This window comes from Shewanella sp. FDAARGOS_354, assembly GCF_002209245.2.
Taxonomy (GTDB): Bacteria; Pseudomonadota; Gammaproteobacteria; order Enterobacterales; family Shewanellaceae; genus Shewanella; species Shewanella xiamenensis.
The window spans coordinates 1,488,688-1,513,837 of sequence record NZ_CP022089.2 but is presented as its reverse complement, the minus strand read 5'-3'; the positions used below and the strand labels follow the sequence as shown (position 1 = coordinate 1,513,837).

Sequence of the window (25,150 nt, the reverse complement as noted above, 5' to 3'; positions counted from 1 at the left end):
CCTTGTTTTATCCAGTATCTAGATTTCTATTAAGCAGGTAGTCTGCCAATACATGACGCTTGAGGTTGGCATATTTTAGGCTAACGCAAAGGGGTTAACGCATAAAAAATCCCACACTCATAGCGAAACCGACAAGCACAATAAAACCCCGCAACAGGGATTGGGGAATGCGATAAGCCAGCGCGGCGCCAAGATAGCCGCCAATAATCGCCATAATGGCAAGCAGTAACAGATATTGTCCGTCAATCAGATTACCTAGGGCGTAAATCACCACGGCAATGGTGGTGAGTAGGGCGGAGAGTAAATTTTTAAGCCCGTTCATCCCATGTAATTGGGTTTGGCCGAGTAACCCAAAGGTGGCGAGTAAAATAATCCCTAATCCCCCGTTAAAATAGCCGCCGTAAATACAGACGATGAAGAGAATCACCATTGCCGTCAGTGGCTTGACGGTATTCACACGGGGGATGCTGGCATGGGCTAAACGTTTTTTCAGTAACCAAGGTCCAGCGATAAAGGCGAGTGTGGCCAGCAAAATCAACCAAGGGACAAGATAAGCAAATACTTGCTCGCTGGTGCTTAGCAGTATCGCTGCGCCGAGGCATCCGCCAGCTATCGCAATCAGGCACAGGGTTTTTAAGCTAAGATTTGCTGGATATTCAATCTCTTTTCGAAAACGCCAGGCACTGGCAAGGTAGCCTGGGAGCAGAGCGGCAGTGCCCGTAGCGTTGGCCATCAGTGGCGGCACGCCCACAAACACAAGGGCAAATAAGGTGATAAAGCTGCCACCGCCCGCCACCGCATTTAACATGCCGCCGAGTAAGCCTGCGAGGGCGATCAGTAACCAATCCATAGTGAATGCTCCGTTGCCATTGTCTCACTCAACCTGAACGTCAATTGCTTATAAAAACATCACCTTAACAGTAAGTTACTCAGATGAAAAGCCATCAATATTGTAAGTGGCGGCAGATTGATGGCTTTGTTATGGGCGTGCCGAATCGGGTTTAGGTATAAAGCCTCGGCATTAAGGGCCCAGCCTAACTCATCAAAAGTGATTAACACTTTGCAGTTATGCCTTTATTCAGCGTGAAACAGCCCTGACTCAAAAATCACCGTAGCGATGGCTAAATGTTGATCGCTAAATACCTCTTCTCCCCAGCAATGTTGCCCACGCTCTTGATAGTACACATGGTAGCTGGCATTCGATGGCGTAGCGACGCAGTACCAACCATCAAACGTCTGCTTGCTAAAGTTGACCCAATACTGTGCATCCGCTTGTTTGATCTGCTGAAGTAGCGCCTTATCTTGCGCCAATAGCGCCGCAAGTTCGACTACGCCAGTGATCTTGTGCTCGGTTTTTAACTGATTAAGTAGTGCTTTGAGTGTCATAATTGCGCCCTTCATCCAGAGGATTGCACACCATATTAGCGAATGGCTGAGGTAATCGAGGATTCGATTAAAGCTTCAAACACATCGGCTTGGCCTGCGGGGATCAGTTGCCGATGAATTTCGCGGCGCTTCGCTCTGTCAAATAAACGCTCCGCAATCCAGCCCGTTAAATAGAGTGAGGACAGGCAGCCTCCCGCAGTGGCAATATTGCCATTGATCACCAGAGCGCAGTCTTCCACCTCCACACCCATGGCCACTAATGCGGGTTTGGCATCGGGATGCGTCGTTGCCGAGATATTGTCGAGTAAGCCTAACTTGGCAAAGAAGAATGAGCCCGCACAGATACTGCCAAGCAATTGCCGTGCGGGATCTAATTTAAGGGCCGACATAAACTCAGGATCCGCAAGTGCGGCAGGTACACCTTTATAGCCACTGCTGAATAATACCACGTCAGCATCAGCAACTTGCGCGACATGGCCATCGGTTTCTACCGTCATTCCTAAACTCGACCTGTGGCTAGGTTTAGTGCCTAGCACTTTGACTGTCCAATCGGTTGTTGTGCGGCCGAGAATATCGCGCATTAAAAAGAAATCGATATCGGTAAATTCATCAAATATCACAATCGCAATCTGGTACATCCTTTGTCCTCTTGTTTGCATTGGGATGACTTAAGGCTTGAATAGGCTCAGCCTTAAGTCTGGGTTATCAATATGGGTTATTGTAATGCATGGTTAATCAACATCTTAACTAGCACTCACGATGGATGCCGCTTGGCAAAAATAGCATGGGCATTAAAATCTTGGCTTTGCATTCTGGTTAATGCCTGGGTTAACACGTCATCGGCCGCATCTTCAATCCGCTGGATCTTCTCTGCTGCGACATAGTCGCTAAAGGCTGTGGAGACTTGCTCAAACAAAGCTGTTATATCGCCAAATGCGGGATGACTGAACTGCGGATTAGGCAAGCTTCTAAGGGATCGCAGTTTCAGCAGCATTAACGCTGTTAGCGGTAAATATGTATGTGGTCCTCCGTTGAACTCAAAAAAGCACTTTTTATCGCCGATAACTGCTTGCTCTACCTGATGGTCACACAGGGTTTGCAACATAGTGCGAACAAACACTTCATCTTGAGTATCCCAGTTATCTAGAAATTCAGCATAGGGAAAGGAGGCTGTTTTACGAAGTGTCACTTGTACTTCAGTAGCAAAAGGCGGCTCAATAACACCCAAATATCGCCCATATAACAACACCAAAAAATCACCGATAAACCCGTGGGAACGAATTATCCAGCCAGCGCGCCAGGCGGTCGCCAAGGCTTGATACAGTTCGTCAGTCTCAGTATTCAGCTCAGAAAACAGCATAAGTACAAGCCGAAAAACACTGGTTGTCATCCATCCGGCATTAGCTACTTCACCTGTTTTCTCAACCGCAGTGTAGTATTGATAGTAGTCTATCGCGGTATGAAAATAGCCGTAAGCAAGCGAGCACATAAGCGGCTTAGGCTCCAGCAAGCCCGATTCAATATAGGTAAGTTGGGCTACATTGCCCCAATGACACTCGGGTATACCAAACTCAGCTCCAAACAATTGCCATTGCCGAAAATCCTCATCAAACTCACGATATTGTTTCACTCTCTCGAAACCATCTGTCATTCCACTGTCGATATAATCGGTCAGTAAATACTGGTCATATTCAAAGACGTTTTTGGCATAATCGCGCATATGTCTACGACTGCGACTGCGTTTATTGAGAAATTTAGCTAACAACTTGAGCATCCTTAGTATTTAGGCTGCGGCGAGTTTACCGCAACTGCATACAAAGTGGCTAACCGTGAAGTAAAACGGCTATACAAGTCACCAATGCACACGATTTGTAAAGCAGGGTTGAATACGCAGAACATTGCAGCAAACAGCGCTGATGCGTTGGCGACCATCGAAAAAAGGGACTTTTTCGTTGAGCCCCCAAGGATGGGTTTACGGCGTGTCGCCAGAGCATTAGTGTTGTTGCACTCGTCAGGTTCAATGGATTAAGCAAAGCAATAAAAAGCCCAGATTTATATTCTGGGCTTACTTGAATCAAATAAGTTAATGCATCGAACGCTAGGAGCTAAGACGTCATTAATACTTAGGTTTAAAAACGCTTAAAACACCATCTCTGGTACATGGTCTGGCACGATTAATTTGCCAGCGGTTTTGCTGACAATTTCTTCAACGCTGACACCGGGGGCGCGCTCTAACAGATGGAAGGCGCCATCTTTAATCTCGATAAAGGCTAAATCGGTAACAACACGTTTGATGCAGCCGTAGCCTGTGAGGGGCAATTCGCACACGGGTAACAGCTTAGAGTTGCCGTACTTATCGGCGTGCATCATAGTCACGATAATATTTTCCGCCCCTGCGACTAAATCCATTGCGCCGCCCATGCCCTTGATAAGCTTGCCTGGGATCATCCATGAGGCAATGGAACCATTTACATCGACTTCAAAGGCGCCGAGTACGGTTAAGTCTACATGGCCGCCACGGATCATGGCAAAGCTTTCGGCGGAGGAGAAAAACGAGGCGCCTTTTACCGCGGTGACGGTTTGTTTACCGGCGTTGATTAAATCCGGATCGATAGTTTCTTCCGTCGGAAATTCCCCCATGCCGAGCAGGCCGTTTTCCGATTGCAGCATCACTTCCATGCCTGCGGGAATGTAGTTGGCCACGAGCGTGGGAATACCAATACCGAGGTTGACGTAGTAGCCGTCTTGTAATTCTTTGGCAACGCGCTGTGCCAGTTGTTCTCTTGATAATGCCATGATCTTTATCCTTCCTTTACCTAGAGTCGCTATTGGCCTCAATTTTTCGGTCTTTATTTAGGGCTTAGACTCTGTCGCTTTAGCTTGCGTTGTTAATCGTTCAGCGCTTCTTATTTTGCCGCTTTTACCGTGCGCTGCTCGATACGTTTCTCGAACTTGCCTTGGATGACGCGATCAACATAAATGCCGGGAGTATGGATATGATCTGGATCGAGCTCGCCCGGCTCCACAATAAACTCGGCTTCTACTACCGTGATTTTGCCCGCAGTCGCCATCATAGGGTTAAAGTTAGCGGCGGTTTTGCGGAACACTAAGTTACCCATAGTATCGGCTTTCCAAGCGCGAACGAGGGCAAAATCGGCGGTCAGAGACTCTTCTAACACATAGTGACGGCCTTTGATTTCACGGGTTTCTTTGCCTTCCGCCACGGGGGTACCGTAGCCTGTGGCGGTGAAAAACGCCGGAATACCGGCACCGCCCGCGCGGATTTTTTCCGCCAGCGTGCCCTGCGGCGTTAAAATCACATTGAGTTCGCCCGAGAGCATTTGCTGTTCGAAAGTGGCGTTCTCACCTACGTAGGAGGCGATCATGGTCGAAATCTGACGGTGTTTTAACAATAAGCCCAGACCGAAATCATCCACACCAGCGTTGTTTGAAATGGCGGTTAAGCCCTTAACGCCCATCTTAACCATTTGATTGATTAAGCCTTCAGGAATACCGCACAAGCCAAAACCGCCAACCATAATGGTCATATCATCGGATAAACCTGCTAACGCTTCTTCATAGCTGCTGACGACTTTATTGAGTCCTGCCATTTTGATGTCCTTTAAATTGTTTTTCGTGTCCAATCATTTCTAGCACCTAGCACCTAGCACCTAGCACCTAGCACCTAGCACCTAGCACCTAGGCTTTAGCGCCCTGCAAGATTGCATTGGCGACTTTAGAGCCATTAAGACGATTTAATTGTTTGCTGATCCCAAAACCCGCTAATGCCAGTTTTTCTAAATCGATACCCGTCTTCAAACCGAGTCCGTGGAGCATATAGACCAAGTCTTCACTCGCCAGATTACCCGATGCGCCTTTTGCATACGGGCAACCACCTAGGCCTGCCACTGAGGCATCAAAGCTGCGCACGCCTAAGTCGAGGCAGGCGGTAATATTGGCTAATGCTTGGCCATAGGTGTCGTGGAAGTGCAGGGCGAGTTTTTCTACCGGCACTCGCTCCATCACGGCTTGCAGCATTTTACGGGCTTTTAACGGCGTGCCTACACCGATAGTGTCGCCGAGCGAAATTTCGTAACAGCCCATTTTGTAAAGGATTTCAGACACTCTTGCCACTTCGCTCGCCGCGATTTCCCCTTCATAGGGGCAGCCTAAAACGCAGGACACATAGCCACGCACTGGGATATTGGCGGCTTTTGCCATGTCCATCAACGGGATAAAGCGTTCAATCGACTCTTCAATCGAACAGTTGATATTGCGTTGGCTAAAGCTTTGTGACGCCGCACCAAAGATAGCGACTTCGGAAGCTTTTGCATCCAGCGCCAGCTCTAAGCCTTTGACATTGGGGGTGAGGGCGCTGTAAACCACGCCCGCTTGACGGCGAATTTGGCGCAATACGTCACCGCTATCGGCCATTTGTGGCACCCATTTGGGTGACACAAAACTGCCGGCTTCAATTCGCTTCACGCCCGCATTGGCGAGGGATTCAATCAAGGCGACTTTGGCCTGTGTTGGGACGGCGGCTTCATTCTGCAAGCCATCACGTGGCCCCATCTCGAATAAGCTAACCCTATCCGAGCTGGCGCTTAACGAGGTCGCGCTTAAGTTCGAAAGATCCAGCGCAGACATTTAGGCTTCCTCGCTCTGGGCTTTAGGCTCAACATGGAGCAGCACAGCGCCGTCGCTCACTAACTCGCCCGCCTTGAAGTAGAACTCGGTAACAATACCGTCGAAGGGCGCTTCGATGGTGTATTCCATCTTCATCGCTTCCATCACCAGTAGTCCTTGTCCCGCCTTCACCTCTGCACCGACTTCCACTAAGTGGGTCACAACTGTGCCGTTCATCGGCGCTTTGAGCTTATCTTCATTGCTGGATTCGGCCTCAACCACTTGGGTTTTAACCGCCCTGAAGTGATAACTGCCTGAGGGTAAAAACAGCGTAAAATCATCGCCCTGGGCGCTAACGGGCACTTTGCTCTTATGGCCGTTGATTTCGGCTAACAGTAAATCCTGCTTAAGCTCACCACTAAGGGACTTGCTGATATGACCTTCTTCCGTTGGCAGAGATAACTGATAGTGGTCGCCAAAGTCTAATAGCACCAATTGTTGTAACTCGTGGGCATCGTCGAGCAGGGCAATGGTATGCTGACTGACGCTGTTGAGTCTAAAGCCACTGACTTGGCCCCAAGGCGAGTAAGGATCGGCGCTATTAATTGCCTGTGCCTTGGCGGCTTCTTTACGGGCAAGCACTTGATACAGCGCGGCAAAAGCGATAGCCGTATCGGTTTCGCTCGAAGCACTGCCAATCAGCGCATCGCCGTAACGGTTGATAAAGTCAGTGCTAAAATCCGCCTTGGCGAAGGCGGGATGCTCAGCAATATTGGCCAAAAATTCAATATTGTGCTTAAGCCCGCTGATTTGATAGGACTCGAGGGCATGCACTAGGCGTTGCAGCGCGCGTGGACGCGATTCATCCCACACAATCAGTTTGGCGATCATAGGATCGTAGAAATTACTGATCACATCGTTTTCACGGATGCCGGAGTCGATACGCACGTATTTGCTTTGCTCGGGCTCGCGCAGAAAGTTGAGCTTACCGCTGGCGGGTAAAAACTCATTTTGCGGATCTTCGGCGTAAATACGCACCTCAAAGGCGTGGCCGTGGATACGCACTTCGTTCTGTTTGAGCGGTAAAGGCTGACCACTGGCGACCATTAACTGCCATCTGACTAAGTCTTGGCCCGTCACCATTTCGGTCACCGGATGCTCTACCTGTAGGCGAGTATTCATCTCCATAAAGTAGAAGCTATTGTCGGTATCTAACAGGAATTCAACGGTTCCCGCGCCAACATAATCGATGGCCTTGGCGGCGGCCACGGCGGCTTCACCCATTTGGGCGCGCAGTTCATCACTTAAACCGGGTGCTGGCGCTTCTTCGACCACTTTTTGATGGCGGCGCTGAATCGAGCAGTCGCGATCCGATAAGTAAATCGCATTGCCAAAGGTATCGGCAAACACTTGCACTTCGACATGGCGGGGCTGGCGTAAATAACGCTCCAGCAATAATTTATCGTTACCGAAGGAGGAGGCCGCTTCACGGCGCGCCGAGTTGATGGCGTCCATGATTTCGCCTTCATGCTCAACGATACGCATACCTTTGCCACCGCCACCGTAGGCGGCTTTAATCAGCATCGGGAAGCCGATTTTTAAGGCTTCGGCCTTGAGGGTGGCATCGGTTTGATCGTCGCCATGGTAGCCCGGCACTAAAGGCACTTGCGCCGCCGTCATAATGGCTTTGGCTGCACTCTTGCTACCCATGGCATAGATGGCATCGCTGCCTGGGCCAACAAACACGATTCCTGCTGCCTCACACTTGCGGGCAAAGTCGGCGTTTTCCGATAAAAAACCATAGCCTGGGTGAATGGCTTGCGCCTGAGCTTTTTTGGCGATTTCAATAATCAAGTCGCCCTTCAGGTAAGAATCCGCTGGGGCGCTGGCACCTAAGTAAAACGATTCGTCGGCCATGGCAACATGGCGGGCGTTTTTATCGGCATCGGAATATAAGGCTACGGTGCGAACGCCCATGGCCTGCGCGGTTTTGATAATGCGGCAGGCAATTTCACCACGGTTAGCAATTAAAAGCTTAGTGAACATGCTGTTAGTCAACATCAAAGAACTCCTTGAGTATCTGTTGGCGTGTGCCAGTTCGGCTGACGTTTTTCAAAAAAGGCGTTTAAACCTTCTTGGCCTTCATCAGATACCCGAATGCGGGCGATGCGCTCGCTGGTGTAATCAATCGTATCTTGGTCTATCACGCCGTCTTCGAGGCGGGCGAGTAGGGTCTTTACCCATGCCATGCCCTGCGGACTGTTGGCGAGCAGTGCGGTGATAATGGGCTGCGCTGCGGTCGCTAAATCGTCGTTTATCTCATGGATAACATTGAGTTTTAGCGCCGTTTGCGCATCAAAACGTTCCGCGGTCAGCATATAGCGGCGTGAGGCGCGATTGCCCATGGCGCGGGCAACGTAGGGGCTAATCACCGCAGGGATCAGCCCGAGTTTAACTTCGCTTAAGCAGAAGCTTGCGCGCTCGGTGGCGATGGCAATATCACTGGCGCAGATTAACCCAAGCGCGCCGCCAAAGGCTGCCCCTTGGACTAAGGCGATAGTGGGTTTTGGAAAGGTATCTAAATCCTGCATCAGCTTGGCCAGCGCCTTGGCGTCATTCAGGTTTTGCTCAAAATCCATCTTGGCTTGTTTGCGCATCCAGTTTAAGTCGGCGCCTGCGCTGAAGTTTTTGCCATTGGCTTTTAATACCAATAGTTTGCAGTCTTTGTGCTCGGCAAAATAACCGAGGACAGCGATCATTTCGCTGATCATCACCTCATCGAAGGCGTTGTGCACTTCTGCTCGGTTAAGGATTAACTCGCCTACGCCGTTATTCAGCGCATAGCTGACGTGCTGCAAATTAGCTAAGGATTGAGTGCTAGTGTTCTGGTGTTGTGTGTCAGTCATTATTATTCCCGTCATAGTAATTCCCTCTATGAGTGATACGTAAGGCATCGCAAGATGCGTTACATACGGAAGACGCCGAAGCGGGTGTCTTCGATAGGGGCATTTAATGCGGCTGACAGGGCAAGGCCCACCACATCACGGGTTTGCGCCGGGTCGATAATGCCGTCATCCCACAGGCGGGCACTGGCATGGTAGGGATGACCCTCTTTATCGTATTGGGCAATAATCGGTGCTTTAAAGGCTTTTTCATCCTCAGCAGACCATTCTTCACCTTTACGGGCTAAACCGTCGCGGCGCACTGTCGCTAATACGCCAGCGGCTTGTTCGCCACCCATCACAGAGATGCGCGCATTGGGCCACATCCACATCATGGTCGGCTCGAACGCGCGGCCACACATACCGTAGTTACCCGCGCCGTAGCTGCCACCGATAATCACAGTGAATTTAGGCACATTGGCGCAGGACACTGCGGTCACCATCTTGGCGCCGTGCTTAGCGATACCTTCGTGTTCGTACTTTTTACCCACCATAAAGCCGGTGATGTTTTGCAGGAACAGCAGCGGGATCTTGCGCTGGCAGCACAGCTCGATAAAGTGCGCGCCTTTTTGCGCCGATTCGGAGAATAAAATGCCGTTGTTGGCCACAATCCCCACGGGATAGCCGTGAATGCGGGCAAAACCACAAACTAGGGTTGCGCCATAGTTGGCCTTAAACTCATCGAAATCCGAGTCGTCGACGATGCGAGCGATCACTTCTTTCACATCGAAGGGCTTTTTCAGATCGGTGCCGACAATGCCGTAGAGTTCGTTGATATCAAACTTCGGTGGCTTAACCGGGCTTAGCAGACTGTTGATTTGTTTTTGATGATTCAGACGCAGCACTGCGCGGCGGGCAAGCTCTAATGCATGCTCATCGTTTTGGGCTAAGTGATCCGCCACACCTGAAATTTTAGTGTGTACATCGGCGCCGCCAAGTTCTTCAGCGCTGACTTCTTCACCGGTCGCGGCTTTCACTAACGGCGGTCCAGCTAGGAAGATAGTGCCTTGTTCTTTAACGATAATCGATTCATCGGCCATGGCAGGAACATAGGCGCCGCCCGCGGTACACAGACCCATCACCACCGCAATTTGTGGAATGCCCTTGGCGGACATTTGCGCTTGATTGTAGAAAATCCGGCCGAAATGGTCGCGGTCTGGAAAAACTTCATCCTGACGGGGCAAGTTAGCACCGCCCGAGTCGACTAAATAGATACAGGGCAGATGGCAGCGACTGGCAATCTCTTGTGCCCTTAAGTGTTTTTTGACTGTGATAGGGTAGTAAGTGCCGCCTTTGACCGTGGCATCGTTGGCGATAATCATGCACTCTACGCCGCTCACGCGGCCAATGCCTGCAATGATGCCTGCGGCGGGCACTTCTTCGTCATAGACTTCAAATGCCGCAAATTGCGACAATTCTAAAAAGGGCGAACCTGCGTCGAGGAGTTTCTCAACCCGTTGACGAGGAAGGAGTTTACCGCGGGCCAAATGGCGCTCTAGGGCAACGGGGCCACCGCCGAGTTCAATTTTGGCGAGCTTGGTTTTGAGATCGGCCACGAGGGCGGCCATATCGTCGGATTTGGCTTTAAATTCATCGCTACGGGCGTTGATACGACTGCTTAATTGCGTCACGTTGATTGTCCTTATAAAGCGGTAACTCAGTATCCGTTGGCTCGGTGGGCGAGGGGCATGAAAGGCTAAAGCTCGTCATGCACCATTCGCCCTGAGCTGCTTATTTCGATTCGTTAAAGAGCTCGCGGCCAATCAGCATACGGCGAATTTCTGAGGTGCCGGCGCCAATCTCATAGAGTTTGGCATCGCGCAGTAAGCGGCCAGTGGCATACTCGTTGACGTAACCGTTACCGCCGAGTAATTGGATGGCATCCAGTGCCATTTTGGTGGCCAGCTCCGCGCTGTAGAGAATGGCGCCCGCGGCGTCTTTGCGGGTGGTTTCACCACGATCGCAGGATTTCGCCACGCTATACACATAGGCCTTAGCGGCGTTCATACCGGTGTACATATCGGCTAATTTGCCTTGTACTAATTGGAATTCACCGATGGATTTACCAAATTGCTCACGCTCGTGGATATAAGGTACGACGATGTCCATACAGGCGTTCATAATCCCAAGCGGGCCGCCTGAGAGCACGACGCGTTCGTAATCTAAGCCGCTCATCAGCACTTTGACACCATTGTTGAGGCCGCCGAGAATGTTTTCCTCTGGCACTTCGACATCTTCAAACACCAGTTCACAGGTGTTTGAACCGCGCATGCCCAGTTTGTCGAGTTTTTGCGCTTGGCTGAAACCTTTAAAGCCACGCTCAACGATAAAGGCGGTGATACCGTGGGCGCCTTTGGTTAAGTCGGTTTTGGCATAAATCACATAGGTATTGGCATCGGGACCGTTGGTGATCCACATTTTGTTGCCGTTGAGGATATAACGATCGCCTTCTTTACGGGCGTGTAGCTTCATTGAAACCACATCTGACCCTGCATTGGGCTCACTCATTGCCAGTGCGCCGATATGCTCACCGCTCACTAGTTTGGGTAAATATTTGGCTTTTTGTGCAGCATTACCGTTACGGTTAATTTGGTTGACGCACAGGTTAGAGTGGGCGCCGTAACTTAAGCCGATAGAGGCCGAGGCGCGGGAAATCTCTTCCATGGCGACCACGTGGGCAAGATAGCCCATATTTGCGCCGCCGTATTCCTCAGGCACAGTCACACCTAAAAGCCCCATCCCACCCAGCACGGGCCAAAGTTCATTGGGAAAGGCATTGTCGTGATCCACTTTCGCAGCAATCGGTGCGATTTCATTCGCGGCAAAATCCTGCACCGCATCGCGCAGCATATCGACATCTTCGCCTAGGCCAAAATTAAGACTGGTGTAGAGTGAGTTCATTGCTTGTGTCCTTTCTGATGTTCTAATTTATATTTTTATGATTATTAGGTGCTTGAGTCTTTAAATCTGTCTTGCTTTGCGTGATGTATCCCTGTCACGCGGTCGTACCAACTGATGTGCTCGTTAATGTTATGCTCGCAAGCCTCGAAGGCATTAGGCCTTAGCCTTGCTTTCTTCTAGGGCGAGGCGGCATTGCTGCTCGGCTGAATTTAGCTCCATCAGGACCACTTTAATGTCGTCCATTTGCTGTTGCAGGGCGGATTTTTTCTCTTCCACTAGGGCGAGCATGGTATTGAGCTGGGTGGTGCTGCTCTTATCGGCGTCGTAAAGTTCGAATAGGCGACGAGTTTCTGCGAGAGAGAACCCAAGGCGCTTGCCGCGCAGGATTAGTTTGAGTCGCACCCTGTCCTTAAGACTGTAAATACGGGTTTGACCGCGACGTTTAGGTTTTAGTAAACCTTGGTCTTCGTAAAAACGAATGCTTCGGGTCGTGATATCAAACTCTTTGGAGAGATCACTGATCGAATAAGTCGTTTGTGGCGTGTTAGTTGCGCTCATTCAGGCACCTTAGTTAATCATTTTTAAGCAAGATATATGAAGTTTACGTAAAGGTAAAGATTGTGGTATGGTTAGTCGATTTTTTTTGTCAATTCTTGTTGCCACTTGGCTCAAGCTGTGTTGTTTAACATGTTGATAAATATTACGTTAGCTTGAACTCAAACAAGTGTTTTTTTAGGTGAGTCCCCCCATATTGCCTTAAGGCTCCACGGGGGAAGAGAACTTATTAAGTGGTGGCGTTAAGGCAGGCGTGTAAGCCGTTATTCCAACGTATTGAGCAAACCATCATCGGCTAACACACTCTCATAGGTTGGGCGATTTAATGCTTCGATAAGTACCGGGTCACGTGTGTATATATCATTGTAAAATTTAATTTTTCCGTTTTTGATGGTCACGGTCCAATACATAATCAAAATATCTAAGGGCTGATCTAAAAACAGGTTTTCTGTTTTTCCCTCTGCAAGTTTGCGATTGAGCGTTTCGCTGGACCAATTCGCATTGGCGCTCAGCAGTTTATCGGCGAGCACGAGAGGATCTTTCACTCGAATACAACCGTGACTGAAGGCTCTATTGGTTTGCTCGAATAGATTTTTCGATGGCGTATCATGCAGATAAATTGAATATTGGTTTGGGAAGATAAATTTAACTAAACCAAGGGAGTTATCTTCCCCTGGCCCCTGCACAAACCAGTAGGGAAAGTTTTTGCGGGTCATACTGTGCCAATCGATGCCGCGAGCATCGACGGGCGTGCCCGAGGCTTCGACGACTTTAAAGTGCTTTTTTTGCAGATAATCGGGATCTTTACGTAAGTGGTTGATGATCTCCGTGGAGATACTGCGGGGCACGGTCCAAGTGGGATTCACAACCACATATTTTAATTTGGATTTAAACAATGGCGTCTTTGCGTCGATTTTGCCGATGATAATGTCGGTGCGCCAGTTTAAGTTATTGTCTTTAAATAGTAATAATTCGTAGCCAGCCAAATTAACCAGCAGATAGTTTGCCGGCAAGTTGGCTGATAGCCAGCGGGCACGCTCGAGGTTAATGCGGATCTGCTCGACCCTTTGTGTATAGGGAACATTTAACGCCGCCATTGTGCCTGCGCCTATCACCCCATCGGCCTTAAGGCTGTGGTCAGTTTGAAATTGACGTACCGCAGCTTCAAGCGTGCTGTCATAAGTTAATGGCTCGTTCACGGCGGCGCTATTCTCCGCTGGCGAGCTTGCTGCTAAGTAACCTAACTCTTTTAGCCGTGTGGCAATGCCTGGTACCGAGGGGGAAGTGCTGCCGGGTTTAATGACTTCCGTATAAGGAATCGTGGTAAAGGGATAGCGAGCGGCCAAGTCTTTGTACTGGGCAAGATACTGTTTAAGCTGGTGATATGGCGCAATCTTAGGCGCTAAGCCTGTAATCGCCTCGGCCACAGTGTGCGCTTTAATGTGTTCTTCAAGCTGTTTTAATGTGGTATCAAAATCCAGATGAGCTTCATCATAGTTCCAAGTTTTGCCGAGCATACTGGGATTGACTTTGCCATTAAGTAAATGAATAGCATAGGTAATAATTCCATCGGTTAGCAGCACTTCAAATACACTACTGCGATACTCATCTTGCCAATTCGATGCTCTCAGTTGTTGGTAAAGTTCGACCAACTTGGGATAGTGGTAATCTTCCTTCGCAAGACCCTCTTCATCGGCACTTTTAATTACATCGAGTAGCGTGCCTGCATAGTCTTTATCCTCCCAGAGTGCTTGATATTGGCGCACTTGATAGACCCGTGAGAGTAACTTAGCGCTGATGATCTGAGTGTTATCTACGTTAGCCCGCTCACCGATAGACAGGGGTTCGAGTAATGCTTCAAGTTGTTGTGTCGAAGCAAAACAAGCGGTACTGACGAGATTGATGAATAGGAGTAGACCGAGTTTGACTTGGCTGAAGCGGCGCATAATGAGTATTTCTTTCCGTGAAAAATCCATTAAAGACATAAGATTATGTGGAAGTCTTCTACACGGCAAGTGTTAGATGGTCTATCTCTTCGGATTTATTTTTTAACCCCAGTATATCCCTTAGTCTAATGGGGGAATAATGCGTGGCAGGTCATAATCAACCTCGGAAGGAAGGGGAGAGTTTCATCTGTGTTGACACGGATGAGTGTCATGATGGGAGGCCTTATGACAGATGTTGGACAACAATTACATCAGACATCTATTGCGAACAAACAGGCATTTTGGCAACAAGCAGCCAAGGCCTTAGATTGGGTTACGCCAAGCAAACAAATATTAGATGAAAGCGAGGCACCATTTTACCATTGGTTTAGCGATGGTGAGTTAAACACGTGTTATAACGCCATAGACCGACATGTGTTAGCGGGACGTGGTGAGCAGATTGCGATTCATTACGTTAGCCCGGTAACCGAAACCGAATACAGTATTACCTATCACGAACTGCAGGCTCAGGTAGCAAGGCTTGCAGGGTATTTGCGTACTATAGGGGTGACAAAGGGTGATCGGGTGGTTATTTACATGCCGATGGTACCCGAAACGGCCTATGCCATGCTTGCCTGCGCGCGCATTGGCGCCATTCATTCGGTGGTATTTGGTGGCTTTGCGGCCAATGAACTTGCCACCCGTATCAATGATGCCAAACCTAAGTTGGTAATGTCTGCCTCCTGCGGGATTGAACCTTCAGGGGTGGTGCCCTATAAGCCCTTACTAGATAAAGCATTAAATGAAGCGGTGCACAAGGTTGAGCATTGCTTGATTTTAAACCGCCCTCAATATGAAGCGCAGATGCAAACTGGTCGAGACGCCGATTGGCAGACCGCGCTTAAAGGATGCGAAAGCGTTGACTGCGTCACGGTAAATGCTACCGATCCTTTATATGTGCTCTATACCTCTGGCACTACAGGCCAACCTAAAGGGGTGGTGCGTGACAATGGCGGTCATGCGGTCGCATTAGCTTGGTCGATGGCCAATATTTATGATATTCATCAAGGCGATGTGTTTTGGGCGGCATCGGATGTGGGTTGGGTTGTTGGTCATTCCTATATTGTTTATGGTCCGTTACTCGTGGGGGCGACCACGCTGTTATATGAAGGCAAACCCGTTGGTACACCCGACCCCGGCGCCTTTTGGCGTACGATTGCCAAGTATCAAGTCAAAAGCTTTTTCACCGCGCCCACGGCGATTCGCGCTATTAAGCGTGAAGATCCCGACGGCGAATTTATTCAAGGTGTTGATTTAAGCTGCTTGAAGAATGTCTTTTTAGCTGGGGAGCGCTGCGATCCCGACACCCTGCATTGGGCTGAAGACAAGTTGCATAAGCCGGTTATTGATCATTGGTGGCAAACTGAAACAGGTTGGCCAGTAGCCGCAAATCTAATGGGGGTGGCGCCGATTGCCGTTAAAGCCGGCTCACCGGGGCGACCCGTGCCTGGATACGAAGTTGATGTCGTCGATGAGCTAGGGGTTAAAGTGGCGGCGAATGTCTCTGGCAATGTGGTGATAAAATTACCCTTGCCACCGGGCACGCTCACAACGCTCTGGCAAAATAATAAACGTTATCAGGATAGTTACTTATCCATGTACCCAGGCTATTACCTTACGGGTGATGCGGGCTACATGGATGAAGAGGGTTATCTCTACATTATGAGCCGCATCGATGACATTATTAACGTTGCGGGTCATCGTCTCTCTACTGGGCGGTTTGAAGAGGTGCTGTGCCAGCATCCCGATGTGGCCGAAGCCGCAGTGATTGGTGTTGATGACAAATTAAAGGGCCAAGTGCCATTAGGCTTAGTGGTACTTAAAAAGGGCGTGACTATTACGGATGAGGAGCTGCATAAGCAGTTAATTGCCCTCGTTCGCCAAGAAATTGGTCCCGTTGCGTCCTTTAGGTTGGTGAGCGCGATTCAAAAGCTGCCGAAAACCCGCTTGGGTAAAATCCTGCGCGGCACTATGCGTAAAATTGCTGATAATCAGCAATATACGGCGCCAGCGACCATTGAAGATCCGCAGACCCTCGATTTAGTCCGCACGACCTTAACCCGCATGGGCTATGCCGATGCTTTAGTGGGCTAGAGTGAGCGGCTCAAGTTAACGACTTAAAAAGTTAAGATCGTCAAACAAAAGAGCAAGCGATAGTCTTTTTAGATTATCGCTTTCTTATTTAGATTTAGACGAATGCTTAGATCACTTGCCCTTATTCGTCACATTTTGGTAGTCTAGCCAGCATTCTTAATAGAGCTTTGCGTCGACAGTGCACTATTAAGGCGCCGGATCTTAAGCGGTACTGCGGACATTCATTATCCTTATTGCTTTTGACCCATTAACATTTCACAACGGCTTAGGGACGACCCTAAATACGCCGATATCAATTTGGGGACGACCCCGTATGGGAGTTCTCTATGAGCTGGTTACTGTTAATTCTTGCTGGACTTTTTGAAATTGGTTGGGCCATCGGACTCAAATACACCGATGGTTTTACTCGCTTGTGGCCGAGTGTGTTTACTTTGCTCTCCATGGCGTTCAGTGTGTTGCTACTGGGCCTCGCCGTTAAGCAATTGCCGATAGGCACGGCTTATGGGGTGTGGGTTGGCATAGGTGCCATGGGCACGGCAATTGCGGGCATTATTCTCTTAGGCGAGGGAGTGAGCTTGCTGAAAATCGCCAGCTTAATCCTCATTTTGCTTGGCGTACTCGGCTTAAAACTCGCTCATTAATCAATTTACTTCCCCAAGGAAGAACTTGCCCAAGATGTATACGATTGGTAAAGATGTTTATGAGATTTGGGAATATTCTCCTGAAAAAACAACACATCTTGATTTGCAATCGAGTTTGCCAATCGTATGCATCGTCTCTTCTCTCTGGTAATTAAGTTACAAAGGCCGATATAATTACTGCTCCAAATTGGTTATTTCTAACCTCTGTGACCCGTGGGAATTATATAATGCAAAACCACAGCAATCTTAATGACATTGGCGTGATAGGCCTTGGCGTAATGGGTAAAAACCTTGCGCTAAACATCGCCGACAATCAATATCGCGTCAGTGCCTTCGATCTCGATCCTGTTAAAGTCAACGGGGTTTTACAACAAGAAAAACAAGAACGTGTAGGACAGGATCTGCGTATTACAGGCTGTGCTAATCTTTCAGAAATGTTAGCCAGCCTCACTCATCCCCGTATTCTCGTGCTATCTGTCCCTGCGGGTGCACCTGTGGATGGGGTATGTCATGCCCTGATTTCTGCTGGTATCGAAGCGGACGACATCGTAATCGATACGGGCAATAGTCTTTGGACTGACACCGTTGAACGCGAAAAGCGTTATCAAGGCAAATTTATCTTCTTCAGCTCAGCCGTTTCGGGCGGTGAGGTTGGTGCCCGTTTTGGGCCTTCATTAATGCCAAGTGGCGATCTTGGTGCATGGCAACATGTTGCGCCGATTTGGAAGGCTATTGCCGCTAAGGTTGACCCTAAAACGGGGCTGCCGATTGAGCGTTTTGAGCCGGGAAATCCGGTGACCGAAGGCGAACCTTGCACGACCTATATTGGGCCTGCGGGTGCTGGGCATTATGTGAAAATGGTGCATAACGGCATTGAATACGCCGATATGCAACTGATTTGCGAAGCCTATCAGTTAATGCACGATGGCTTAGGCATGAGCGCAGCACAGGTAGGTGAGGTGTTTGAACGCTGGAATAAGGGCAGTTTAAACAGTTATCTGATGGGGATCAGCGCCGAGGTGCTCAAACAGGCGGATCCGCTAACGGGTAAACCGTTAGTTGAGATGATCCTCGATAAAGCAGGGCAGAAGGGCACTGGACTTTGGACTGCGGTCAGCAGTTTACAAATAGGTTGTCCGGCTCCCACTATTGCCGAAGCGGTTTATGCGCGCGCGGTGAGCACCCAAAAATCCCTTCGTGTTGAGCTCAGTAAAAAGCTTGCGGGCCCCTTATCTCCTGCGATGGATGAAAACCAAAAAGCCGTCTTAATCGATGCCTTAGAGAGTGCGCTCTATTGCGCTAAGGTCTGTTGCTACGCTCAAGGTTTCCAACTGATGGCGATGACGGCGCAGGAGCAAAAATGGCAACTCGATTTTGCTGAGATCGCGAAAATCTGGCGTGCGGGTTGTATTATTCGTGCCACCTTCTTGCAATCGATAACCCAAGCTTATCAAGCGGATGCTGACTTAAGTTGTTTGTTAATGGCAGACACCTTTGCAACTACCTTATCAGAAAAACAAACAGCGTGGCGCAGTGCTGTGGCGGCGGCGGTTATGCAAGGGATCCCTGTGCCTTGCATTAGCTCGGCACTGGCCTATTACGACAGTTATCGCAGTGAGACCTTGCCAGCTAATTTGCTCCAAGGACAACGGGACTTTTTTGGTGCCCATACTTTTGAGCGTTTAGATAAGCCAGCCGGTGAGAAATACCATTTAGATTGGAGTGCCACAAACAGAGTTTTAATTAAACTCTAGATAGAATAATTTGAATAGCCCCTAGAAATAGGGGCTTTTTTATTGGTCGTATCTGTTTAATAACTCAAACTTGTTTTATAAATGTTAATAACCTGACGCTTTAACCGTTTGCCATTCTATATTTTGGGACGGTTTAATTTTGCTGTTTTAATATTTTTAAAGAATTTGAAGATTCAAAATGTAAAAATTTATGTAATTTAAACGGTTTGTTGTCTTGTAATTTTAAAAAACATATAAATTTATCATGTTTTTGTTTTCAATATGTTTTTTGATGTCTTATTTATTATCAGTCTTTATCTGTTCTTAATTTCATCTGCTGCTAAAATAATCGAATAAACCTATTCAGTCTTTCATTCTGTTTATATTTGTTTTCATAATTATTTCCTTTGTGTTAAATCTTTGCTTCCCATTTGATGCTTGTATTTTATAAGAGTTCATAGGGTATAACTAAAATAACAGAACTTAATGCGGAATAATGTTAATCAACATTATCACGCCAAATTAAGTTGTAATAAGTAATGAGAAGAAGGAATGTCTATTATGCGTATGTCCATTGTTGCATTAAGCATCACGGCGGCCTTATTGGCTGGCTGTGGGAGCGATGATAAGAAGACTCCGGCACCTGTGCCTAAAGTGAATACTGCCCCGACCACAGCGGATATGACTGTTGATGTGTCACAGTCGATTCTTTTTACTGGAAAACTTGAGGGGACGGATGTCGAAGGTGGTTTAACTTATTCTTTAGTGGACCCTGCTGATCTCAAACTCGGCACCTTTACGCTAGTCAATAAAAGCACGGGTGAATTTACCTATGCATCTGATGCCAATGAAGGGACAGAGGTGGTTCGGTTCAAAGTCTCCGATGGCCAATTACAGGCTGAAGCCAATCTGACAATCAATATTAAGCATGGCGATCCACTCTTTACCTACCAATGGCATTTAAAAAATACTGGGCAGAATGCTTTTGCGGCTAACCGCGGTGTTGCCGGTGAAGATATGAATGTGAGCGGTGCAATTTCAGATAATGCTATGGGACAAGGTGTGATTGTCGCGGTGGTCGATAGCGGCTTAGAAATTGCTCACCCAGATCTAACAAATAACACTGTAAATGGTGGTTCATACAATTTAATTACAGGTACTGTTGATCCAACACCTTTCTCTGGGTCTGCTACAGCAGCTCATGGTACAGCAGTAGGAGGGATTATTGCTGCAGAAGGTTGGAACGGTATTGGTGGTCGCGGTGTGGCACCTAAGGCAAAATTAATTGGCTTTAACTTTTTAGATGAAGATCCAACGGGTAAAGTGACAAACGTACAAACATTTGAAAACTTTGCTAAATCCCACGGTGCCAGTGCCTATAGCGATAGTGCACGCGTTTTTAACCAAAGCTATGGTTACAGCGTGCCATTCCCTCATGGGTTTGATGAGGATGAAACCGAAGTTTATCAAGATATTGCAACGCAAAGCTTCGATGGCAAAGGCAGTATTTTCGTTAAGTCCGCGGGTAATGGGTATGACTACTATCGTTTCCGTACTTTCTGGTTACCGGGAGATTACTTCACGGCAACGACGGAAAATCCCGCTAACCACGGCTTACCTTTCCATAATTCCAACATGTCCTCTGACAATGCTAACGTTTATAACTTAGTTGTTAGTGCAATTAATGCTAAGGGTAAACTTTCTAGCTATTCATCCGTGGGCTCGAATATTTTTGTCACAGCACCTGGTGGTGAGTATGGTGATAATGATCCTGCGATTGTTACAACCGACTTTATGGGATGTGTGAAGGGCTCTGCAATCGCAGAAGATAGACCAAGCACGCCATTCCACGGTGGTTTAAACCCGTTAAACCCCAATTGTGATTACACATCGACAATGAATGGTACCTCGTCTGCGGCACCTAACACTTCGGGAGCTGTCGCTGTCATTATGAGTGCTAATCCAGATCTCACTTGGCGTGATATTCGCTATATTTTGGCGAAGACAGCTACCAAAGTTGATGCGGATATTGCGCCTAAAACCGTGACCATTGGTGAGGGTGAAGGTGCGCCAGTGTATGCGGCTATCCCTAGTTGGTTACAAAACGCGGCGGGTTTTTCATTCCATAACCTCTATGGTTTTGGTCGAGTGAATTTAACTGAAGCCGTTAAGCTCGCCAAATCCTATGCACAGGACTTAGGCGACTATGTCGTAACCGAGTGGCAAGCAAGCGCAGCGCTCACCAAAGCGATTCCCGATGCTGATATTAATGGCGTGACGGATACCCAAGTAGTCGCTGACGATTTAGTGATTGAAGCCGTGCAAATTGAGCTGACTGCCGATCACCTGCGTCTACCTGATTTAGCGGTAGAGCTGATTTCGCCTGCAGGTACTAAGAGTGTGTTGATGACACCTTATAACGGTTTAGTTTACCAAGGGGTGATGGATAAGAATGATCCGGATGATCTTGTTAAAGGCTATGATGCAACACCTATGTTATCAAATGCCTTCTATGGCGAATCATCAAAAGGTGAATGGACAATCAAGCTAATTGATGTGAATAGCGGTAGCTATCGATTTGTTAAATACGATCAAGGCTATATCTCAATCCCTAACGAAGCCGATGGCAAACTGAAAGGTTGGTCAATTCGTTTCCATGGCCATGCCGCCAAGTCTGCATCTTAAGGAGTAACCAATGAAAGCGTTAAATTTATCATTAGTAGCTGTTGCACTTTCACTGTCAGTTCAAGCAATGGCACATGACAAGATCGAACTCACTGAACCTCAAGCTGAGTCTAAAGGTGTTCAAGTGAGCCGTGCCGAGTTTCTCGGTTTAGATACACCCTACTTTGTTAAAACTGAGACTGGGATTAAACAGGCTAAGCAATTGGTTAAAGGGCAGAAAGTAGTGACTCAATCGGGTAAACCCTTTGCCGAAATGACCGGAAAGTTAGTGGTTAAACTAAAACCAGGTGTATCAGCCGATGATTTTGCTAAGACTCACGGTTTAAAAGTTGATTGGCAGAATGACAATAACTTATTGCTGCTGGCCGCCGAAGAAGGTACTGATTTAATTGGCTTAATTCAAGCGGTTAAAGCCTCGCCTGAAGTGGAGCGTGCTAAGTTAGATCGCGCACTCGCCAAGCAAGAAATTCAGTAAGCCATTTAGCGAAGTTAAAAGGTGAATAAAGGGCCGCAAGGCCCTTTATTATGAGTTAATTATTAATATGAGCCTATTAATATCAGAGGCTTTATCGTAAAACGACCAATAATATAACCGCTTAGCGCTAAACTATCTGGTTCACCATGGGTTTAGAGATTACAATCTGCTTCTATGCCTTGGGGCCGTGCTTCACTCGGCTTTAGCGCATGATTAACATGGACCATGTTTGCATTATTCCATGTACTTTTCCATACGAGTGGTTGCATTGTTCAGCCCGAAGGTCTCACCAACTCAAGTCTCAATATGAACTACTGGAATAGCGATAACTTTGAAGGATTAAAGTCGATAGGGACTCAGTATTCGGCTCTGAAGGGGTATGAACTTTTTGGCCAATATTGCCTGCAAAAAGAGCAAGGACTAAAGAAGCAAGCGATTGCGACGGTGAACACATTTGTGTCGCACTGCAAGAGCCAATCCTTGACTAAACAAAGGCAAATAGCTGAAGAACTATCATCCTTAGGTTATTGGCAGCGTGAAACACACCAGTTACTCGCTTACCCCCTCACCGTATTGCTCAAAAATGTGCTGGCCCAATGGGCGGTAGATGAGCCCAATAATCCCATTCCCCACAAATGGTTAGGCTATATTGGTGAGGATATCGCCTCCTATGAAAGGGCGCTGACGCTCGAGCCGGCCGATGAAATTTGCCTCACTCAAGTCGCGTTGTCCCATTTAAGCAGTGTCGATTTTCAGACTCACCATCTATCTGAATCTGTGTTGCTGGGGGATATATCGCGGGCAAAAGATTCGTTAGCGTCAGCACACACATTAATCGAGCGATTACAAACGCAGGAGAGTAAATCAAGGCTGCAAAACAGGCATGATTATTACCAGTCAATGATAAATTGCTGGGAGGAGTATTCCACTCATACTGTGGCTGAGTCGTTTCCGGATTGGTGCGCCGCTAAAGGCGAGCAGTTTGATTTTTGGTCAATTATTTATTATCGGCGCTGAGTTAATTGCTAGTTGGATTGCATGACTGAGTAATATGTGAAGCAAATTGCGTCATCGCGGCTGCAAATTACGCGATAAAACAACAATAGGCTTTTACTGAATAAGCATGATGAAAAGCGCATCAGAGTGTCACGCGCATTTATTTAAGTGCTCCTTTAGGCTGAACTGTTAGCTTCTATCAAGGCAGCCAGCCTTCAAAATATGACTGATTAACGAATGTCATATTCAGATTACATATACAGATTACATATACAGATAGTGTGATATCAAAAGAGGTCAATTATCAGCTTGGCTTAACGGCTAGTTGCACTAAATTGTCCCATAGCGCCTGTGCCACAGGGCCTAGTGGTGAGTGGGGCGGCCGCATCACATAGTAATCGAGTTGGATCAGGTTTTGTCTTTCTTGTAGTTCAAGCTGTTGTAAGCTTCCTTCTGCGATGGCTTCTTCGACCATATAATGGGGAAGTTTTCCCCATCCCATCCCTCCTTGAATAAGCATTTTCTTCGTATAAAAATCATTCACATACCAACGGCGCTGCCCAGCTTGCACCCCAAATTCGATATTGGCGGTGCCAGTGCCAGTATCTTGGATCACAATTTGGTACTCGTTCACCAATTGCCTTACATGACTTAGATTGGGATAACGGCTCAGTAAACGGGGGGAAGCAACATCCAATAAACTCCCTGAAAATAAATAACCAAGCTCATAATGGCTTGAGCGAAGCAGCTCAATACCGCCAGCTGAAATCGCAATATCGGCTTTGCCTTGATTTAGGGCTTCGAGTGCCCCAGTTAAATACTCTTGTTTAAGAATAATTTGTGTATGTGGAAACTCATTTTGTGTGCGCTCTAACATCGGCAAGATTCGAGCAAGATTAAAGGAGGCCTCAAAGGCTAAGGTGATACTGGCCTCGTTACCTTTGGCTAAATGCTTGGCCACTTGGCGCATTTCCTGCGCTTCATTCAGTACGCGCTGGGCGTATTGCAATAGCTTTCGTCCCTCTTGGGTCAGTGCTAACCGATAACCTTGGCGGTCGAACAACACTACATCTAGCTGGGATTCCAATTGTTTAATGCTCTGACTGATCGCAGGCTGGGTCTTATGGAGTTTGTCACTGGCGGCCTTTAGCGAGCCAGCGAGGGCGACGGTATTGAACATCAGCAGCTGTTCTAAGGTCATGGCAATACTCTTAAACAGATAAAGAATTATTTTAAAAGATGTTAGATATTATTCCATATTTATTTATTTTTTGTGGGCGCATAATCTCGCCATATGACAGTAGTGAGCACAAAATACGAGCCCACTACTTTGCGTTTAGAGTACTGTTTAACCTGAACTCGGGATAACGAGTGTCGAAAAATCTAAATTTAACAAACAAAATCAATGCTATAAATGATTTCTTTGAAAAGAGGAATCTTTTTTCTGACTGAATGCGCAGATTTTTGCGCATATCAAGGCGCTCTGTCGTATGCCATAGCGAGCTATGGTTAGACAGAGCAACGCAGAGAGGCCCGAAAAGATGCCTATTCAGCGGCTCTACTTATCCCGAGCTCAGGTTGTTTAGCAAGAGTTTATACGGAATTAGGTCTAAAAGTGATGAGCAATGAGGTCGTTATGTCTATCAATCAATTATGTTTTGCCAAAAGTGAAAACAAAACCGCGGCTGAGGCTGACCCTCAAAAACTCTTTGTCTGTGCCAATACCTTAAATCGTGCGGCGGCTTTGGTAACGCTCGCCATGAGCATAGTGTTTTTATTCTCGGGCATGGGTAAGTTACTCAGCGTGCCGTTTTTCCATGCGCCCTTTAGCGTGATGAATTTACCAACGGGTTTTGGCTACTTTATCGGTGTGATTGAAGTGCTGGGCGCCATTGGTATTGGCTGGCGTGAATCTCGAGTCCTGTCGGCAACAGCATTACTGTCGGTGATGATGGGAGCCATTTATTACCACTTTAATTTTGAAGCTACCCTTAACGCGCTACCCGCATTGTTATTATCTGCCTTGCTTTTTTTAATCATCAAGTTAGATGAAACCGTCGATAGATTAGTGCGTTTTCAACGTCAGCTGGTGGACATAAAAGCGGTTTTCTGATTTTGGCCGCCGCGCAGA

The 25,150-nt window shown here is 47.7% G+C and carries 21 protein-coding genes; 7 read left to right on the top strand and 14 right to left on the bottom strand.

Annotated elements, in window-relative coordinates; all coding sequences use genetic code 11:
* Positions 1–94 precede the first annotated feature (94 nt).
* The 13 genes from CEQ32_RS06830 to CEQ32_RS06765 form a co-directional block, all read right to left on the bottom strand.
* Positions 95–850 (bottom strand): sulfite exporter TauE/SafE family protein, encoded by a 756-nt coding sequence (locus CEQ32_RS06830; protein ID WP_088585747.1) that lies wholly within the window; start codon positions 848–850, stop codon positions 95–97.
* 224 nt (positions 851–1,074) lie between these two features.
* The gene (locus CEQ32_RS06825) at positions 1,075–1,386 is read right to left on the bottom strand and encodes a cytoplasmic protein (RefSeq protein WP_088586957.1); all 312 of its coding nucleotides are present in this window, start codon (positions 1,384–1,386) and stop codon (positions 1,075–1,077) included.
* Between the two features lie 35 nt (positions 1,387–1,421).
* Entirely contained in the window at positions 1,422–2,024 is a 603-nt protein-coding gene (locus tag CEQ32_RS06820; protein WP_088585746.1) for a DJ-1/PfpI family protein, read from the bottom strand.
* A 116-nt stretch (positions 2,025–2,140) separates the two neighbouring features.
* On the bottom strand, positions 2,141–3,160 hold the full coding sequence (locus CEQ32_RS06815; RefSeq protein WP_226871886.1) for a hypothetical protein: 1,020 nt from the start codon (positions 3,158–3,160) through the stop codon (positions 2,141–2,143).
* Positions 3,161–3,525: 365 nt separating this feature from the next.
* The gene (locus CEQ32_RS06805; RefSeq protein ID WP_011623089.1) at positions 3,526–4,182 is read right to left on the bottom strand and encodes a 3-oxoacid CoA-transferase subunit B; all 657 of its coding nucleotides are present in this window, start codon (positions 4,180–4,182) and stop codon (positions 3,526–3,528) included.
* A gap of 110 nt (positions 4,183–4,292) precedes the next feature.
* The gene (locus CEQ32_RS06800; protein ID WP_011623088.1) at positions 4,293–4,997 is read right to left on the bottom strand and encodes a CoA transferase subunit A; all 705 of its coding nucleotides are present in this window, start codon (positions 4,995–4,997) and stop codon (positions 4,293–4,295) included.
* A gap of 88 nt (positions 4,998–5,085) precedes the next feature.
* Positions 5,086–6,033: a hydroxymethylglutaryl-CoA lyase gene (locus tag CEQ32_RS06795; protein ID WP_088585743.1), complete on the bottom strand. Its 948-nt coding sequence runs from the start codon at positions 6,031–6,033 to the stop codon at positions 5,086–5,088.
* Entirely contained in the window at positions 6,034–8,073 is a 2,040-nt protein-coding gene (locus CEQ32_RS06790; protein WP_088585742.1) for an acetyl/propionyl/methylcrotonyl-CoA carboxylase subunit alpha, read from the bottom strand.
* A complete protein-coding gene (locus tag CEQ32_RS06785; protein ID WP_088585741.1) occupies positions 8,073–8,918 on the bottom strand; it encodes an enoyl-CoA hydratase-related protein in 846 nt (281 codons plus the stop codon). Before CEQ32_RS06785 ends, CEQ32_RS06790 begins: the two co-directional genes overlap by 1 nt.
* A gap of 59 nt (positions 8,919–8,977) precedes the next feature.
* Positions 8,978–10,585 (bottom strand): carboxyl transferase domain-containing protein, encoded by a 1,608-nt coding sequence (locus CEQ32_RS06780; RefSeq protein WP_011623084.1) that lies wholly within the window; start codon positions 10,583–10,585, stop codon positions 8,978–8,980.
* A 100-nt stretch (positions 10,586–10,685) separates the two neighbouring features.
* On the bottom strand, positions 10,686–11,855 hold the full coding sequence (locus tag CEQ32_RS06775; protein ID WP_037425664.1) for an isovaleryl-CoA dehydrogenase: 1,170 nt from the start codon (positions 11,853–11,855) through the stop codon (positions 10,686–10,688).
* A gap of 153 nt (positions 11,856–12,008) precedes the next feature.
* On the bottom strand, positions 12,009–12,413 hold the full coding sequence (locus CEQ32_RS06770; protein WP_011623082.1) for a MerR family transcriptional regulator: 405 nt from the start codon (positions 12,411–12,413) through the stop codon (positions 12,009–12,011).
* 260 nt (positions 12,414–12,673) lie between these two features.
* Complete coding sequence (locus CEQ32_RS06765) at positions 12,674–14,356, bottom strand: L,D-transpeptidase family protein (protein ID WP_069454756.1); 1,683 nt, start codon at positions 14,354–14,356, stop codon at positions 12,674–12,676.
* Between the two features lie 225 nt (positions 14,357–14,581).
* Here CEQ32_RS06765 and CEQ32_RS06760 point away from each other — a divergent pair, with 225 nt between their 5' ends.
* The 6 genes from CEQ32_RS06760 to CEQ32_RS06735 all read left to right on the top strand — a co-directional run bounded on the left by CEQ32_RS06760 (position 14,582) and on the right by CEQ32_RS06735 (position 23,040).
* Positions 14,582–16,489, top strand: a complete 1,908-nt coding sequence (locus CEQ32_RS06760) for a propionyl-CoA synthetase (protein ID WP_088586956.1) — start codon at positions 14,582–14,584, stop codon at positions 16,487–16,489.
* A gap of 326 nt (positions 16,490–16,815) precedes the next feature.
* A complete protein-coding gene (sugE, locus tag CEQ32_RS06755) occupies positions 16,816–17,130 on the top strand; it encodes a quaternary ammonium compound efflux SMR transporter SugE (RefSeq protein WP_037425659.1) in 315 nt (104 codons plus the stop codon).
* 227 nt (positions 17,131–17,357) lie between these two features.
* The gene (gene gndA / locus CEQ32_RS06750) at positions 17,358–18,884 is read left to right on the top strand and encodes an NADP-dependent phosphogluconate dehydrogenase (RefSeq protein ID WP_088585740.1); all 1,527 of its coding nucleotides are present in this window, start codon (positions 17,358–17,360) and stop codon (positions 18,882–18,884) included.
* Positions 18,885–19,424: 540 nt separating this feature from the next.
* Positions 19,425–21,548: a S8 family serine peptidase gene (locus CEQ32_RS06745; RefSeq protein WP_088585739.1), complete on the top strand. Its 2,124-nt coding sequence runs from the start codon at positions 19,425–19,427 to the stop codon at positions 21,546–21,548.
* 10 nt (positions 21,549–21,558) lie between these two features.
* The gene (locus tag CEQ32_RS06740; RefSeq protein ID WP_037425650.1) at positions 21,559–22,023 is read left to right on the top strand and encodes a hypothetical protein; all 465 of its coding nucleotides are present in this window, start codon (positions 21,559–21,561) and stop codon (positions 22,021–22,023) included.
* 306 nt (positions 22,024–22,329) lie between these two features.
* A complete protein-coding gene (locus CEQ32_RS06735; RefSeq protein WP_088586955.1) occupies positions 22,330–23,040 on the top strand; it encodes a hypothetical protein in 711 nt (236 codons plus the stop codon).
* Between the two features lie 283 nt (positions 23,041–23,323).
* Here CEQ32_RS06735 and CEQ32_RS06730 read toward each other — a convergent pair whose 3' ends face one another.
* Entirely contained in the window at positions 23,324–24,220 is an 897-nt protein-coding gene (locus tag CEQ32_RS06730; protein WP_088585738.1) for a LysR family transcriptional regulator, read from the bottom strand.
* A 435-nt stretch (positions 24,221–24,655) separates the two neighbouring features.
* Between CEQ32_RS06730 and CEQ32_RS06725 the strand changes: the two genes are divergently transcribed.
* Positions 24,656–25,132 carry a DoxX family protein gene (locus CEQ32_RS06725; RefSeq protein ID WP_088585737.1) on the top strand — a complete coding sequence of 159 codons (477 nt, stop codon included), beginning with the start codon at positions 24,656–24,658 and terminating at the stop codon, positions 25,130–25,132.
* The last annotated feature ends 18 nt before the right edge of the window (positions 25,133–25,150 follow it).